This window comes from Pseudomonas sp. yb_9, assembly GCF_043103635.1.
GTDB lineage: Bacteria > Pseudomonadota > Gammaproteobacteria > Pseudomonadales > Pseudomonadaceae > Aquipseudomonas > Aquipseudomonas monteilii.
The window spans coordinates 124,214-139,039 of record NZ_JBICKA010000041.1; the positions used below are offsets into that span (position 1 = coordinate 124,214).

General features: G+C 62.3%; 13 protein-coding genes. 7 read left to right on the top strand and 6 right to left on the bottom strand.

Translation table 11 applies throughout. The features are described 5' to 3' along the window. The first annotated feature begins 112 nt into the window (after positions 1-112). Positions 113-265 carry a hypothetical protein gene (locus ACF8MI_RS10295; protein ID WP_392517480.1) on the top strand — a complete coding sequence of 51 codons (153 nt, stop codon included), beginning with the start codon at positions 113-115 and terminating at the stop codon, positions 263-265. Here ACF8MI_RS10295 and ACF8MI_RS10300 read toward each other — a convergent pair. Then, complete coding sequence (locus tag ACF8MI_RS10300) at positions 246-506, bottom strand: DUF2798 domain-containing protein (protein ID WP_104834122.1); 261 nt, start codon at positions 504-506, stop codon at positions 246-248. The genes ACF8MI_RS10295 and ACF8MI_RS10300 overlap by 20 nt on opposite strands. 113 nt (positions 507-619) lie before the next feature. Here ACF8MI_RS10300 and ACF8MI_RS10305 point away from each other — a divergent pair, with 113 nt between their 5' ends. Next, positions 620-1,549, top strand: coding sequence for a LysR family transcriptional regulator (locus ACF8MI_RS10305; RefSeq protein ID WP_060500760.1), 930 nt, complete (start codon positions 620-622; stop codon positions 1,547-1,549). Positions 1,550-1,591: 42 nt separating this feature from the next. On the opposite strand, the gene ACF8MI_RS10310 is transcribed toward ACF8MI_RS10305, so the two are convergent. The 3 genes from ACF8MI_RS10310 to ACF8MI_RS10320 all read right to left on the bottom strand — a co-directional run bounded on the left by ACF8MI_RS10310 (position 1,592) and on the right by ACF8MI_RS10320 (position 3,973). Beyond that, the gene (locus ACF8MI_RS10310) at positions 1,592-2,869 is read right to left on the bottom strand and encodes an OmpP1/FadL family transporter (protein WP_060500758.1); all 1,278 of its coding nucleotides are present in this window, start codon (positions 2,867-2,869) and stop codon (positions 1,592-1,594) included. Between the two features lie 147 nt (positions 2,870-3,016). Beyond that, positions 3,017-3,499: a hypothetical protein gene (locus tag ACF8MI_RS10315; RefSeq protein WP_060500756.1), complete on the bottom strand. Its 483-nt coding sequence runs from the start codon at positions 3,497-3,499 to the stop codon at positions 3,017-3,019. 249 nt (positions 3,500-3,748) lie between these two features. After that, positions 3,749-3,973, bottom strand: a complete 225-nt coding sequence (locus ACF8MI_RS10320) for a hypothetical protein (RefSeq protein ID WP_016715487.1) — start codon at positions 3,971-3,973, stop codon at positions 3,749-3,751. A gap of 950 nt (positions 3,974-4,923) precedes the next feature. Between ACF8MI_RS10320 and ACF8MI_RS10325 the strand changes: the two genes are divergently transcribed. Together ACF8MI_RS10325 and rmuC are read left to right on the top strand one after the other, a co-directional pair. Beyond that, positions 4,924-5,337, top strand: coding sequence for a tetratricopeptide repeat protein (locus tag ACF8MI_RS10325; RefSeq protein WP_060500754.1), 414 nt, complete (start codon positions 4,924-4,926; stop codon positions 5,335-5,337). Between the two features lie 193 nt (positions 5,338-5,530). Continuing rightward, positions 5,531-6,901, top strand: coding sequence for a DNA recombination protein RmuC (rmuC, locus tag ACF8MI_RS10330; RefSeq protein WP_164525269.1), 1,371 nt, complete (start codon positions 5,531-5,533; stop codon positions 6,899-6,901). Here rmuC and ACF8MI_RS10335 read toward each other — a convergent pair. After that, positions 6,873-10,346: a hybrid sensor histidine kinase/response regulator gene (locus ACF8MI_RS10335; RefSeq protein WP_104834125.1), complete on the bottom strand. Its 3,474-nt coding sequence runs from the start codon at positions 10,344-10,346 to the stop codon at positions 6,873-6,875. The genes rmuC and ACF8MI_RS10335 overlap by 29 nt on opposite strands. Before the next feature lie 125 nt (positions 10,347-10,471). Then, entirely contained in the window at positions 10,472-11,647 is a 1,176-nt protein-coding gene (locus ACF8MI_RS10340) for an MFS transporter (protein ID WP_060497606.1), read from the bottom strand. A 153-nt stretch (positions 11,648-11,800) separates the two neighbouring features. Here ACF8MI_RS10340 and ACF8MI_RS10345 point away from each other — a divergent pair, with 153 nt between their 5' ends. The 3 genes from ACF8MI_RS10345 to ACF8MI_RS10355 all read left to right on the top strand — a co-directional run bounded on the left by ACF8MI_RS10345 (position 11,801) and on the right by ACF8MI_RS10355 (position 14,762). Next, positions 11,801-12,532, top strand: coding sequence for a GntR family transcriptional regulator (locus tag ACF8MI_RS10345; protein WP_060497605.1), 732 nt, complete (start codon positions 11,801-11,803; stop codon positions 12,530-12,532). 97 nt (positions 12,533-12,629) lie between these two features. After that, the gene (locus ACF8MI_RS10350; RefSeq protein ID WP_060497604.1) at positions 12,630-13,904 is read left to right on the top strand and encodes an MFS transporter; all 1,275 of its coding nucleotides are present in this window, start codon (positions 12,630-12,632) and stop codon (positions 13,902-13,904) included. Positions 13,905-13,928: 24 nt separating this feature from the next. After that, on the top strand, positions 13,929-14,762 hold the full coding sequence (locus ACF8MI_RS10355; protein ID WP_200928739.1) for an amidohydrolase: 834 nt from the start codon (positions 13,929-13,931) through the stop codon (positions 14,760-14,762). The last annotated feature ends 64 nt before the right edge of the window (positions 14,763-14,826 follow it).

The following is a 14,826-nucleotide window of genomic DNA, read 5'->3' on the forward strand; positions in this document are numbered from 1 at the left end:
CTCCTGTCATCCGGCCCCTGCGCTGCGCTCCGGGGTTCCCTCACTCCGGCCTTGCTCCCGGGAGGACCGCGCTGCAGGCCCCATCCTGGGGCCCAGCGCTTGACGGGCATCCATGCCCGTCACCTCCCTCCGCAAGGCCTGCGTTCGGCCTCCTGAAGTCGCAAAGATCAAGATCAAGATCAAGATCAAGATCAAGATCAAGATCAAGATCAAGAGCGGGGAGTCCGTCTGGTTCTCGGGCTACTTCAATTCGCATGCACCGTAATTGCCACCAGCCGCACCACTACCGGCCTCACCATCAACACACATACAAACGCCACTGGCATTGCCAATTGATAGGCCTTCAGCACATTGCTCAGGTATTCCGGGTTAACCCCGGCATTGGCCGCTGTGATAACGAAGCACATCAGCAGTGCCATGATCGACGACATGTAAAAGGCGAAAACGTAAGGCGTGGCGCCCGGGTGTAATTTGCGTCGGTTGCGCGACTGGGACAGGTTGCTCATGCGAACTCCTGAAAGGTGAGTGGAGGCGCAGGTTAGCAATGCATGCGCCTGCACCTGTAGACCCGCAGGATTGAGTTCTTTATAAAGAGATCCTTACGAATCCAGGGGCTCAAATGGACCTGCTCAACACCATCCGCAGCTTCATCAAGGTTGTCGAAGCCGGCAGCATTGCGGCTGGCGCCCGCAATCTGGGGCTCAGTCCGGCAGCGGTCAGCCAGAACCTGGCTCGGCTGGAGGGCCACTTGCAGGTGCGACTGCTCAGCCGCACCACACGCAGCATGGCTGTGACACCCGCTGGCGCCCAGTATTACGAGCGTGTGAAGCACATCGAACGTGACTTGGCGCTGGCTGAACAGGCGGTCACTACCCCAGACAGCGAGCCCCAAGGGCGGCTCTGCATTGCCTCGACTTCCGCCTTCGGTCGCCACGTCCTGGCGCCGCTGATACCCGCCTTCAGTGCCCGCTACCCGTTGCTTTCGATAGAGTTGGTAACGACTGATCGCCGGGTGAATCATGCCCGTGAAGACGTCGACGTGAGCCTGCGGATTGCCCCTCAGCTGGAAGACCAGCTAATGGCCCGGCACATTGCGCGTATCCCGTTCATCTGCTGCGCCTCACCCGGTTACCTGCAAAGCGCCGGCGTACCCGTCACGCCTGAGGCCCTGCGCGAGCACCGCTGCCTGGTGTTTCGCTATCCGGTGGACGGGCGCTTTCTGCGCTGGGGCTTCATGCGCGACGGCCTGCGCTTCGAGGCGGAGTTCGGCAGCGTATTGATCAGCGATGACATCGATGCCCTGACCCAGATGGCCCTGCACGACGGTGGCATCACCCGCCTGGCCGAGTTCATCGTGCGGCCTCACCTGGCCTCCGGCGCGCTGGTGCCCTTGTTTGAATACAGCGACAGCGGCCAAGCCTACGCCCAGACCGAGCCAATGGATATCTACTTGTGCCTGGCCGACCGTTTTGCCATGACCACCAAGGTACGCGTGTTCATGGATTATCTGCGCGAGTGCCTGGGTGACAGTTGGCAGGTGCAGGCATGAAAAAACCGCCACGAGGGCGGTTTTTTGTGTGTCGCGTACGAATCAGAAGCGGTAGGTGAGCGAAGCACCGATACCGTGGGCGCTGTTCTCGTACTTGGCCTGGTAGCTGCCCTTGGTTGCACTCGCCAGATTGACCTTGGTGTCTTCTTCCCACAGGTAGGAATAGGCCACGTCGATGGTCATGTCGTCGTTCGGGCTCCAGCCAGCACCCAGGCTGAACACTTTGCGGTCGCCAGTCGGGATACGTGGCGAACGGTCGTGGTTGTTGGTCGGCGACTGGTCGACGGTGAAGCCGGTACGCAGTACCCACTCCTTGTTGACCTTGTAAGACGCACCAATGGCGTGGGCCCAGGTGTCATGCCAGTTCTGTTCTTCGGTGATGGTGCCGAATAGCGCACCAGCTGCACCGCCGGACAGTTGGGCAGGCAGATCGTTGTTTACAGTGATGTCTTTCAGCCTGCTCCAGCGTGTCCAAGTACTGCCGGCGTACAAAGTCCACTGATCATCAAGTTCATGCGTGACCGAAAGGTCGACAGATTCAGGGGTCTTGATTTTCAGCGATGCATCGAATTTGCTGCCGCTGAAAGACTGTAGCAGTGGTGTACTTACCCGGGTTTTACCCTCAAGTTTGTAGTCAACCATCGAGTGATAGGTCAAGCCGATACGGGTCCGGTCGGTGGCCTGAACCAAAACACCGATGTTATAGCCTACGGCGGTATCGTCACCTTTGATTTTAACTTCCCCGTCCCTACCGCCTAGTGCAGCTGGGGTTGCCAGGTTAGAGCCCAGCTCACCCTTGATGCGGTTGATGGTAGGGCCGAAGCCGATCGAGACCTTGTCGTTGAAGGCATAGCTGACAGTCGGCTGGAAGGTGACAACCTCGACGTGGCTCTTCTTGCCCCAGTAGCGTGCGGCGTCATCGCTGCCGTAGTCGGTTACCAGGCCGAACGGTACGTAAACACCGAAGCCGACGCTCCAGTGGTCGTCGATCGGCTTGACGTAGTAACCCATCGGTACGCCAACGAAAGGCACCATGTCACCATCGGTTTCCCCCCCGAGGTTGCTGCCCGGGCCCGAGATGTCGGACTTGGCGATGACGGCAGCGCCGCCCACGGTGAATTGTTCACGTTTGAGGCGGGACATGCCTGCCGGGTTGCCAAACACGGTGCTGGCATCTTCGGCAGAAGAAGAACGTCCCGCGAAACCTGTCCCCATGCTGCTGATGCTCTGTTCGTTGAGCGCGAAGCCGCTGGCGAGCAGTTGGCTGGAAGCAAGAGCAACGGCTACGCCGAGGGAGGTTTTGAGCATTACTTTTTTCATTATTAGAAAACTCCTTGGGATCTCCGGGGCGAAACGCTACCAACAAATCACGCGCCGCGCCATAGTCTCAATCGCAGAAGATAGAGCGGTTTTGTAGGACAATCCGACCACAATTCCCTTTTTTCCGGTAATTTTGTAGGGCGTGTCTTACGATGCCTGTGGCAATCTCTGATCGATGCAGGTGTGCCAGGCTGAGGTGAAGTCGCGCAGGCGACCTTGGGGGTTGAATACCTGTCGCCAGATTCGTGCCAGCGCCAACAGGTCATCTGCGGCGGGCAGCGTTGTGGCCTGTTCTTCGACGAGCATCCAGGCAATGGCGGTGGAGTAGCGCAGGTTGACGGTGAGCTCCAGGTGCGGCCCGCCAAGGAAGGCGTGCTGGCTGGCCAGACCGCGGACCAGGCTGGCCAGGTCGGGATCCCGAGCCAGGTAGTCGTCCCAGAGCGCCTGATGGCGGTGTTCGCCAATGCGGTAAAGGCCGTGCCCACGTCGGTCGTGCAAAGCGGACCCGAGTGCCGATTGGCTGGCGGCGATGCCCAGCAACAAGGCCTCGGCGCTGGCGCAGTGACGGTTCAGGTAGACCAGGGTGGGTCGGATCACATACTGACACAATTCATTCGCCGCGATACCCATGATGCCCTCGAGCAGATAAGGGCCGGACGGGCGCTGGAGCTTGGCAGCTGGTGAATGATCAGGCCCGCCGGAAGCGGTAAGGACCGCTCGAGTTGAAGTGTAGTGTGATAATCGTGGTGTAAAGAGCTGTTTTTAAATCGTTTGCTGCCTGACGTACCGGGCTATATGCCCTAAGGCAATTACGTCGGGAATGTTCAGGCAGACTGGCGATGGGGAGATTCAGCGCTTGAATACCGCAGTATTCGCCGCTCACGCGGTAAGCGATTGGCGAGTACGGGCAATGACCGCCTGCAGCGGCTCGCTACGGCTGTACTGTTCCGGGTACAGGCGCTCGGTGTGGCAGGCGACGCCGTGTTCGTCTACCAGGGTGAAGCTGAAGCTGCCCTTGCGTGGGGCAACGATAAGGCACTTCAACGGCGAGAAGGCCTGGGAGAGGGTGCCAATGGCAGCCTGAATTTGATGATGAGTATGCATATTGTTGGAGGTTCCTGCTTTAAACACGGGGGTTATGATCCGTGCATGATAGAAACGTTCCAGTGACGCCTTTATTAAGGGACGAACGAACCTGACTGGAACAGGGCAGCCAGAGGGGGCGCAATCAAAGGTGGGCGCTTGGGCTGACTGGTAGGTACTTCGGAAGGCAGGCAGCACGCCGGGGCCAAGGTTCTAGGCCGTCGGGGTGGAATCCTGATCAATCTGTCACGTGATTCGTGCTTGAGCAGCCTGAGGCTGGCGAGGGAATCATCGATTGGGCCGGTCCTGCTTTCAGCAGCGCCACTCTTGGGAGGAGGGGGTTTGCAAGGACGCTTGCGGCCAGAATTGACTTTCAGCTTGGTACTAACGAGGCGCACCTTACTGGAAATGCAGGCGCTTGGCAAGCACTACGTTCGTTCAGGTTAGCCGCGCAGTATGGCGCGTATTTGCGTTGCTGTGAAGAGGGGGCAAATGGCCCGTATCCGGGCGGATGTGCCCATTTCGTGCACTCGAAGGGAGGTTTATGGTGCACTTGTTCACATTCGGGGCAGCGGTTGTAACAGCCCGGCAACACGCATCGACAGCCTCGCCAATGCCTTGACTGCGCGGTTAAGTCAATGAAAAAAAACACTATTTTTAGCTGGTGAAAAAATCGTCAGTTTGACACAAAGCCCCAATTTACGGGGCTTTGCGGTGTGTGCAAGGGGGTTGTCCACCGAGTTATCCACAGGAACTGTGGATTGTCCCGAGCGCTTGCTCTAGGACGGGCGTGCTAGCAAAGGCGTGAACTGTCCGACAATCGACATGCCTCGACAGACTGCTTGGTCATCCCCTCGTAAACGTCAAGAAAATATCATTTAAATTTTTTTCAATTCTCCAGAAATGGACAGGCCGGGGCGGTAAAAAAAGAGTAGAGTGGCGCGCCTTTCGAGTTGCCAAACCTGTTACTCATGAAGTTCCGCAGCAAACACCTCGCCAGCCCCGCGGCATCGACGCCTCCCCCCAAACGCTTTTCACTGAAAGTTGCCTTGTGGTTGCTCGACAGCCCGCGCCTGGGTGACAAGCCCCAGGTCAAGCACTTGGCCGGGCGCCTGCTGAAACAGCCGGCGCGCCAGGGCGTGGTGGTCGCACAAAGCCGCCTGGGGCAGATGCTGTGCCGTGATTGCGGCAATGCCCGTGACCGGCGGATTGGCCATGAACTGCTGCGTCAGGCCGCCCGCGCCGGTGATCGGCGGGCGCAACTGGAATATGCACGGTTGTGCCAGCACAGCGAGCCGGAGCAGGCGCGGTACTGGCTGGAACTGGCGGCGGGGCAGGGGTCACAGGAGGCGCGGCGGTTGCTGCGCCAGTGGTTCTCGGGCTGAGCACTCGAGCTGCAACAGGCAACACGCCCGCTGGGCTGATAAGCTGCGCATCAATCATCCAGGATCGTTCGGGGTAAGCATGACAGTGGATCTGGCCAGCATTCTGCTGGGCTTGGTGGCAGGCGCGTTACCTTGCCTGGGGTGGGTCATGCAGGTGCAGCGCCGCCAGGGCGCGCGGCAAGGTGAGCAGGCGTTGCTTGAAGAACGCCTCAACGCTGCCCAGCTGGCACAGGCTGGCCTGCAAGCGCAGCTGGAGGCGAGCCGCGACGAAGTCAGCGACCTCAGCGAAGCCAACACCGTCAAGCAGACCCAACTAGCCGCCCAGGGCCGTGAGCTGGAACTGTTGCAAGTCGACCGCGACAATGCCCGCGATGCCGCCCACGCCTGGAGCCTGGAGCGCGCCAACCGGGAGGCCGAACTGCGCCGCCTGGAGGCCCAGACCGCACGCCTGGAGGCCGAGCTGCGCGAGCAGCAGGAAAGCCATCAGCAACGCCTCGAAGACCTGCAGGAAGCGCGCGATACCCTGCGCGCCCAGTTCGCCGACATGGCCACCAAGATCTTCGACGAGCGTGAGCAGCGCTTCGCCCAGACCAGCCAGCAGCATCTGGGCCAGTTGCTCGACCCGCTCAAGGAGCGTATTCATGCCTTCGAAAAGCGCGTGGAAGAAAGCTACCAGCAAGAGGCCCGCGAGCGCTTCTCGCTAGGCAAGGAGCTGGAGCGCCTGCAACAGCTCAACCTGCGCTTGTCGGACGAGGCCACCAACCTCACTCAGGCCTTGAAGGGCCAGAAAACCCAAGGCAACTGGGGTGAGCTGATTCTTGAGCGGGTGCTGGAGCATGCGGGCCTGGAAAAGGGCCGCGAGTACCAGACCCAGGTCAGCCTGAAAAGTGCCGACGGCGAGCGTTTCCAGCCCGATGTGCTGATCATGCTGCCCGGCGACAAGCAGGTGGTGGTGGACGCCAAGGTCAGCCTCACGGCGTACCAGCAGTTCGTCGCCGGCAACGACGAGGCCGCGCTCAAGCAGCACGTGCAATCGCTGCGCAGCCACGTCAAAGGCCTGTCGAGCAAGGATTACAATCGCCTCGAAGGCCTGCACAGCCTGGATTTCGTGCTGCTGTTCGTGCCCATCGAGGCGGCCTTCTCGGCAGCCTTGCAGGCTGAGCCCAACCTGTTCCAGGAAGCATTCGACCGGCAAATCGTGATTGTCAGCCCCACCACCTTGCTGGCGACCCTGCGGGTAATCGACAGTCTGTGGAAACAGGAGCGCCAAGGCCAGAACGCCCGCGAAATCGCCGAGCGCGCCGGTTGGCTGTACGACAAGTTCGTGTTGTTCATCCAGGACCTGGACGAGCTGGGCAGCCGCCTGCAGCAGGTGGACAAGGCCTATGCCGCTGCCCGCAACAAATTGTGCGAAGGGCGCGGCAACCTGGTCAGCCGCAGCGAACAGCTGAAACTGCTGGGCGCTCGTGCCAGCAAGAGCCTGCCGGCAGACTTGCTGGAGCGGGCGCTGTCCGACGAGGTGCCGGATGCAGCGGTTACTGAACCAGGCTCAGATGGCGGTTGAGCATGGCGCGCAGGGCCGCCGGCTTGACCGGCTTGGCCAGGTAATCCAGGCCTGATGCATGCACCATGGCGATGGTTTCCTTGCTGCCGTCGGCACTGATTACCACCCCTGGCACCGGTTCACCCAGGCGCGCGCGTAGCCAGCCCATCAGCCCGATGCCGGTCTCGCCGTCATCCAGGTGGTAGTCCACCAATGCCAGGTGCGGGCGCATGCCCTTGGCCAGCAGGGCCTCGCATTCGGCCTGGTTACGTGCGGTCCATACCTGGCAACCCCATCGGCTGAGCAGGCTGTTCATGCCGATCAGGATGCTGTCTTCGTTGTCCACGCACAGTACCTGCAGCCCGGCCAGCGGTTGGCCACCCTGTTCCACCGGGGCGCTCGGCGCCGGTGCGGGCTGGCGGGCAATCGGCACGCAGACCCGGAACACCGTGCCTTTGCCCGGCCATGAGCGTACTTCCAGCGGGTGCCCCAGCACCCGGCACAGGCCGTCGGCAATCGCCAGGCCCAGGCCAAGGCCTTTTTCGGCGCGGGTTTGGTGGCTGTCCAGGCGTTTGAACTCCTGGAAGATCACCTGCAGCTTGTCGTCGGCAATGCCCGGCCCCCGGTCCCATACTTCCAGCCAAAGGCGTTCGCCCTGGCGGCGCGCGCCCAGCAGGATAGGGCTCTTGCCATAGCGCAGGGCATTGGTGAGGAAGTTCTGCAGTACCCGGCGCAGCAGCTTCATGTCGCTGTCCACCCGCAGGCGGCTGCCACGCAGGCGGAACTCCAGGCCTTTCTCGGCCGCCAGTACCTTGAATTCTGCCCCCAGGGTGTCGAACAGTTCGTTGAGAGCAAAAGGGTTGGCATCCGGAGTGATCTTGCCGTTTTCCAGGCGCGAGATGTCTAGCAGGTCGCTGATCAGCTCTTCGGCCGAGCGTAGCGAACTGTCCATGTGCTGCACCAACTGCTGGGCCTCTTCGTTCATGCCCTCGGCCTGCTGCGACAAGGCGGCGGAGAACAGCCGGGCGGCGTTCAGCGGCTGCATCAGGTCATGGCTGACCGCAGCCAGGAAGCGGGTCTTGGACTGGCTCACCGCTTCGGCATGGCTCTTGGCTTCGGACAGCGCCTGGTTGAGCTGCGACAGCTCTTGAGTGCGCTCTGCCACCCGTTGCTCCAGGCCTTCGTTGGCGTCGCGCAGGGCCTGCTCGGCCTCGCGGAACGGGGTGATGTCGGTGAAGCTCATGACAAAGCCGCCGCCCGGCATCGGGTTGCCGATCAGCTCGATCACCCGGCCATTGGGGAACAGCCGTTCGGAGGAGTGCGCACGGCCCTGGCGCATCCAGTGCAGGCGCCGCGCCACATGCACCTGGGCTTCGCCCGGGCCGCACAGACCGCGCTCGGCGTTGTAGCGGATGATGTCGGCAATGGGCCGGCCCACGCTGATCAGGCCGTCGGGGTAGTTGAACAGCTCCAGGTAGCGCCGGTTCCAGGCCACCAGGTGCAGGTTCTGGTCGACCACGCTGATGCCTTGGTTGATGTTCTCGATGGCGCCTTGCAGCAGGGCGCGGTTGAACTGCAGCACTTCGCTGGCTTCGTCGGCGATGCGCACCACATCTTCCAGCTGCATGTCGCGGCCTTCGATGGCGGCCTTGACCACGGCGCGGGTCGACGAGGTGCCCAGTACCCCGGCCAGCAGGCGTTCAGTGTGCTCGATCCAGTCGCCGTCGGCGTTCTGGTTGGGGTTGAAGCCCTTGCCCTGGCGGTAGGCGAAGCGGATGAAGCTCTGGCGTGCACGCTCTTCACCCACAAAGCGCGAGGCGAGGGTCAGCAGGTCGTCGATCTGCACCGCCAGCAGCGGCTTGCTGCTGGGCCGCGCGGTTTGCTGGCCAATGAAACGGCCGGCCTGCCAGTGCTCGGACACCCGCGTGCGCGAAAGCACCGAGACCCAGGCAAACAGGGTGAAGTTGCCCGCCAATGACAACACCACGCCCTGGGTCAGCGGGCTGATTGGCAGGTCCAACGGGTTGCCGTGCAGCCACGCCAGCCCCGGGAACAGTTGCAGCGGCCAGCCGAGGCTATGGGCGGCGATCGGCAGCACCAAGGTGTAGAACCACAGGAAGATACCTGCGGCCAGGCCGGCGAACACGCCGCGGCGGTTGGCCTGCTTCCAGTACAGCGCGCCAAGCATGGCCGGGGTGAGCTGGGTCACGGCGGCAAAGGCGATCTGGCCGATGGTCGCAAGGCTCGCGGTGGACCCCAGCAAGCGGTAGCTGACGTAGGCCAGCAACAGGATCACCACGATGGTTACCCGGCGCACCGAGAGCATCCAGTGGCGGAACGCCTCGAACGGCCGCTCGGCGTTGTTGCGGCGCAGCAGCCAGGGCAGCAGCATGTCGTTGGACACCATGGTCGACAGTGCCACGGCTTCGACGATGACCATGCCGGTGGCCGCCGAAGCACCGCCAATGAACGCCAACAGGGCCAGGCTCGGGTGCGCCTCGGCCAGTGGCAGGCTGATGACGAACGAGTCGGAAATCACCGTGCCCGGCAGCAACATCTGCCCGGCCAAGGCAATCGGCACCACGAACAGCGCGGCCAGTGCCAGGTACATCGGGAACACCCAGCGCGCCAGGCGCATGTCCTGGGGTTCGATGTTCTCTACCACGGTGACATGGAACTGCCGCGGCAGGCAGATGATCGCCATCATCGCCACGGCGGTTTGCACCACCATTGATGGCCAGTTGATGGTTTCTTGCCAATAGTCCTGCAAGTGGATCGACTGGCGGGCCTGGCTGAACAGGTCGTCGAAACCGTCATACAAGTTGAAGACGACGAAAATGCCCACGGCCAGGAAGGCCAGCAGCTTGATCAGTGACTCGAAGGCAATCGCCAGCACCATGCCACGGTGGTGCTCGGTCACGTCCAGGCTGCGGGTACCGAACACGATGGCGAACAGCGCCAGCACCAGCGACACTACCAGTGCGGTGTCCTGCACGCGGGTGCCGGTGGCATCGGCGTTGGCGCCGATCAGCAGGTTCACACCCAGCACGATGCCTTTGAGCTGCAAGGCGATGTACGGCAGCACACCGACCAGGCAGATCAGCGCCACCACGACCGCCAGCGTCTGCGACTTGCCATAGCGGGCGGCGATGAAGTCGGCGATCGAGGTGATGTTCTGCTGCTTGCTGATCAGCACCATCTTTTGCAGCACCCAGGGCGCGAAGATCAGCAGCAGCACCGGGCCCAGGTAGATCGGCAGGAACGCCCAGAGCTGTTCGGCGGCCTGGCCGACCGCACCGAAGAAGGTCCAGCTGGTGCAGTACACGGCCAGCGACAGGCTGTACACCCAGGCACGCAGTTTCGGCGGCAACGGCGTGCTGCGGCGGTCGCCATAGAAGGCGATGGCGAACATGACGGCCATATAGGCCAGGGCGACCACGGCGATCAGCCCGCTGGACAACGACATGAAGACTCCGAAGCAAAAAAGATAACGCGGTCCCGATCAATCAGTCTGGCACGCAGGTGCCGCTTCGTCAGCGCAGACCATGGTTGTAGGCGTGAACTTGCTCGCGATTGACCTGAAACAACACATCAACCTTTTCGGGTGCCCAACCCGTAAAAGACCCCCGCCAGTATCACCGACAATACCAACAGGTAGAAGATCGCCCCCGGCCACAGGTGTACCAGGGCAAACCCCACCATCACCGGCCCCAGTGCCGCGCCAAGATTGGACAGGTTCTGCGCGCCGTAATACACCCCGCGCAAGTGCTCCGGCGCAATCAGGTCAATGAACATGTACTCGGCGGGGATCACGATGATTTCGCCCAGGGTGAACACCAGCATCGCCAGGCACCAGGCCAGCACCGAGCCTGCCGACGCAAAGCCCAGCAGCCCGGCGATGAACAGGGCCATGCCGGCCAGCAACCAGGGCATCAGGCGCTGGCGGCTGATACGCCGGCCAATCAGGTACTGCAGGGCAATCACCGTTACGGCGTTGGTGGTCACCAGATAGCCCACCAGGCGCGCCGCCTCGGTCGGGCTGCTGGTGACGACCAGGTACTGCGACAGGTAGGCCGTGAACTGGCCAAACACCACCGCACTCAACACCCCGCCCAACGTGAAACACACCAGCCGGCGGTCACGCGCCAGCCCCAGCGCCACTTGGCCGAAACCGGCCGCAGGCTTGTCTGCACTTGCCTGCAGGCTGCGGTCGCCCAGGCGCCAATAGGCCAGGCACATGGCCAGCCCAAGCAGGGCAGAGGCGATGAATGGCATGTGGTCGTTCAGTTCCAGCATGGCCACGCCCAGTAAAGGGCCGGCGGCGTAACCAACGTTGCTCAGGGTGTACTTGATGGCGAACACCTCGGCCCGTTCTTCTACCGGCAGCAAGGCGCAAAAGCCGGCCTTGGCGGCGATATCGACCACCGTGAGGGCCAGGTTGATCAGTACCAGGCACAGAAAGAACAGCAACGCTGAACGGCTGGCGACCGCGCCGACAAAGGCCAGGGCGAACAACAGGGTGCTGGCGCTGACCAGGGTGTGGTTGCGCAAGGTGTCGACCAAGTGGCCGCCATACAGGCTCAGCAGCGAGGCGATGATCAGCGCGCCACCGATCAGCAAGCCGATCTGGCTGATCGGCAGTTGGAAATTGTCGGCCAGGTACACCACCAGGTAGGGCAGGGTGAGGGCACGGGCGACGGTGAGGGTGAAGGTGGTCAACAGCAACAGGCGTACGGTGTGCGGGTAGCGTTTGATGGCGGCGAGCATTGCCACGTCCTTGTTGTTCTGGTTTTCCCGGCCACAAGCATAAGCCAGGCACTGGTCCGGCGACAGGCGGAGGATTGACAGCCCGCCACCCACGGGGAATACTCTCGAAAAAATTCATATATATGTTTAGATAACAAGACGAGAGCGAGACCCATGCACCCACTGACCGGTGATGCTCGACTGCCCCGCTACCAACAATTGCGCGACCACATGGTCGAGCAGATTGCCAATAACCGCTGGCGCCCGGGCGAGGCGATCCCGACCGAAGCGGCCCTGGCCAGCGAATTCGATATGTCGGTCGGCACCGTGCGCAAGGCCGTCGACGTGCTGGTCGCCGAAGGCGTGCTGGAACGTCAGCAGGGTCGTGGCACCTTCATTCGCCGCCCGCAGTTCCAGTCTTCGCTGTTCCGCTTCTTCCGTTTCGAGGCTGCCAATGGCGAGCGTGTGGTGCCAGAAAGCCGCATCCTGTCCATCGAGCCGCTCGCAGCGCCATCGGCGGTGGCCGAGGCCCTGGGCCTGGCGGCGGGCGCCGAGGTGATCCGTATCATTCGTACCCGTCTGCTGGGTGCCCAGCCCGTCCTGGCCGAAGAAATCTGGCTGCCGCGCCAGACCTTCCAGCCATTGCTGGACGTGGAGCTGAATAGCAAGGGGCCGCTGCTGTACCCGATCTATGAAGCACTGTGCGGCCAGGTGGTCGCCTACGCCGAAGAGACCCTGACCGCCGAAGCGGTCGACGCACTGCATGGCCGCTTGCTGCAACTGCCGGCCGACAGCCCGGTGGTGGTGATCGAGCGTCTGGCCCGTGACTACGCCGGCAAGCCCCTGGAATGGCGCCGCTCGCGCGGCCATGCGCAGCACTTCCGCTACCGCATCGATATCCGCTAAGCCGGCTGCTTCACCCGTTTTACCCGTCTGCGCCGTGCTGCCACGGCGCAGTGGCTTCGCCTGCCCGTAACACACACGACCAAGAAGGATAACAATCATGTTCAGCTGGTATCGCCAGATCACCTCACGGGAACGCAAGACGTTCTGGGCCTGCTTCGGCGGTTGGTCGCTCGATGCGCTGGAAGTGCAAATGTTCGGCCTGGCCATCCCCGCGCTGATCGCTGCCTTCTCCCTGACCAAGGGCGATGCCGGCCTGATCAGCGGCCTGACCCTGGTGACCTCGGCGATCGGCGGCTGGCTGGGTGGCACCTTGTCCGACCGCTACGGCCGCGTGCGTACCTTGCAATGGATGATTCTCTGGTTCTCCTTCTTCACCTTCCTTTCGGCGTTCGTCACCGGCTTCTACTCGCTGCTGTTCGTCAAGGCCATGCAAGGCTTCGGCATTGGCGGTGAATGGGCGGCTGGCGCGGTGCTGATGGCCGAAACCATCAACCCGAAATACCGTGGCAAGGTCATGGGCACGGTGCAAAGCGCCTGGGCCGTGGGTTGGGGTCTGGCGGTGGCGCTGTTCACGCTGATCTACTCGCTGGTACCGCAGGAATTCGCCTGGCGGGTAATGTTCTTCGTCGGCCTGTTGCCATCGCTGCTGATCATCTGGGTACGCCGCAACGTGCCAGAGCCGGACAGCTTCCAGCGCCTGCAAAAAGAAAAGGCCATCCCCGCCAGCTTCCTGCAATCGATGGCTGGCATCTTCCGCCCGGAACTGCTGCGCGTGACCCTGCTCGGCGGTTTACTCGGCCTGGGTGCCCACGGTGGCTACCACGCAGTGATGACCTGGCTGCCGACCTTCCTCAAGACCGAGCGCAACCTCTCGGTGCTGAACTCGGGCGGCTATCTGGCGGTGATCATCCTGGCGTTCTGGTGCGGTTGCGTGGTCAGCGGCCTGTTGATCGACCGCATCGGTCGGCGCAAGAACATTCTGCTGTTCGCCCTGTGCTGTGTGCTGACCGTGCAAGCTTATGTGTTCTTCCCGCTGACCAACACGCAAATGCTGTTCCTCGGCTTCCCGCTGGGCTTCTTCGCCGCCGGTATCCCGGCCAGCCTGGGCGCGTTCTTCAATGAACTGTACCCGGCCGATGTGCGCGGTGCCGGGGTGGGCTTCTGCTACAACTTCGGCCGCGTGCTGTCGGCGGTGTTTCCGTTCCTGGTTGGCCACATGAGTGAGTCGATGTCGCTGGGCAGTGCCATCGGCATCGACGCCGGTATTGCCTATGGCGTGGCGGTGATCGCTGCCCTCTGCCTGCCAGAAACCCGTGGTCGCAACCTTGAATCTGCACCTGCGCCGGAAATGGCTGGCGCTGTCACCCAGTAACTTCACCTTGTTTGTATGAGAACCATGCCCGACGCTCCTGCTTTACACCTGACCGCCATCGACACCCACGCCCACGTATTCAGCCGCGGGCTGAACCTGGCCAGCGAGCGGCGTTACGCGCCCAGCTACGATGCGCCGCTGGGCGACTACCTGGGCCAACTGCTGGCCCATGGTTTCAGCCATGGCGTGCTGGTTCAGCCCAGTTTCCTGGGGACCGACAACCGCTACCTGCTCAACGCCCTGCAAACGTTGCCGGGGCAGTTGCGCGGGGTGGTGATGCTGGAGCGGGACGTCGAGCGTGAGACGCTGGATGAGATGGCCCGACTCGGCGTGAAGGGCGTGCGCCTGAACCTCATGGGCCAGGCGTTGCCCGACCTCACCGGTGCCCAGTGGCGGCCCTTGCTGGAGCGTATTGGCGAGCAGGGTTGGCACCTGGAGCTGCACCGCCAGGTGGTGGACATTCCAGCGCTGGTGCGGGCGCTTGAGCCGTATGGGCTGGACATCGTGGTCGATCATTTCGGCCGGCCTGATGCCCGCCGTGGTCTGGGGCAACCCGGGTTTGCCGAGTTGCTGACCCTGGGGGGGCGGGGCAAGGTATGGGTGAAGGTATCGGGTATTTATCGGCTGGAAGGCTCGCCGGAACAGAACCTCGCCTTCGCCCGGCAGGCGCTGTGTACGCTGGAAGCGCATTACGGCGCCGAGCGGCTGATGTGGGGCAGTGACTGGCCGCATACCCAGCATGAGTCGGCGGTGGGTTTCAGTACGGCTTTGGAACAGTTTGAGGCTTTGGGGTGTTCGGCAGAGTTGCGCCGGGCGCTGTTGGTGGATACAGCGCGAGCGTTGTTCGGTTTCGAATGAAGGGCTGTTTCTGAGACGACCTGGTCATTGTGGGTGTGAAGGTGCTTGCCAGTGCACGCATTTC

Coding starts and splice junctions, on each gene's coding strand:
- ACF8MI_RS10340 (WP_060497606.1), bottom strand. CDS start 11,647: ATGCTCGCCGCCATCAAACGCTACCCGCACACCGTACGCCTGTTGCTG.
- ACF8MI_RS10355 (WP_200928739.1), top strand. CDS start 13,929: ATGCCCGACGCTCCTGCTTTACACCTGACCGCCATCGACACCCACGCC.
- ACF8MI_RS10320 (WP_016715487.1), bottom strand. CDS start 3,973: ATGCATACTCATCATCAAATTCAGGCTGCCATTGGCACCCTCTCCCAG.
- ACF8MI_RS10350 (WP_060497604.1), top strand. CDS start 12,630: ATGTTCAGCTGGTATCGCCAGATCACCTCACGGGAACGCAAGACGTTC.
- ACF8MI_RS10300 (WP_104834122.1), bottom strand. CDS start 506: ATGAGCAACCTGTCCCAGTCGCGCAACCGACGCAAATTACACCCGGGC.
- ACF8MI_RS10325 (WP_060500754.1), top strand. CDS start 4,924: ATGAAGTTCCGCAGCAAACACCTCGCCAGCCCCGCGGCATCGACGCCT.
- ACF8MI_RS10295 (WP_392517480.1), top strand. CDS start 113: ATGCCCGTCACCTCCCTCCGCAAGGCCTGCGTTCGGCCTCCTGAAGTC.
- ACF8MI_RS10310 (WP_060500758.1), bottom strand. CDS start 2,869: ATGAAAAAAGTAATGCTCAAAACCTCCCTCGGCGTAGCCGTTGCTCTT.
- ACF8MI_RS10345 (WP_060497605.1), top strand. CDS start 11,801: ATGCACCCACTGACCGGTGATGCTCGACTGCCCCGCTACCAACAATTG.
- ACF8MI_RS10315 (WP_060500756.1), bottom strand. CDS start 3,499: ATGGGTATCGCGGCGAATGAATTGTGTCAGTATGTGATCCGACCCACC.
- ACF8MI_RS10335 (WP_104834125.1), bottom strand. CDS start 10,346: ATGTCGTTGTCCAGCGGGCTGATCGCCGTGGTCGCCCTGGCCTATATG.
- ACF8MI_RS10305 (WP_060500760.1), top strand. CDS start 620: ATGGACCTGCTCAACACCATCCGCAGCTTCATCAAGGTTGTCGAAGCC.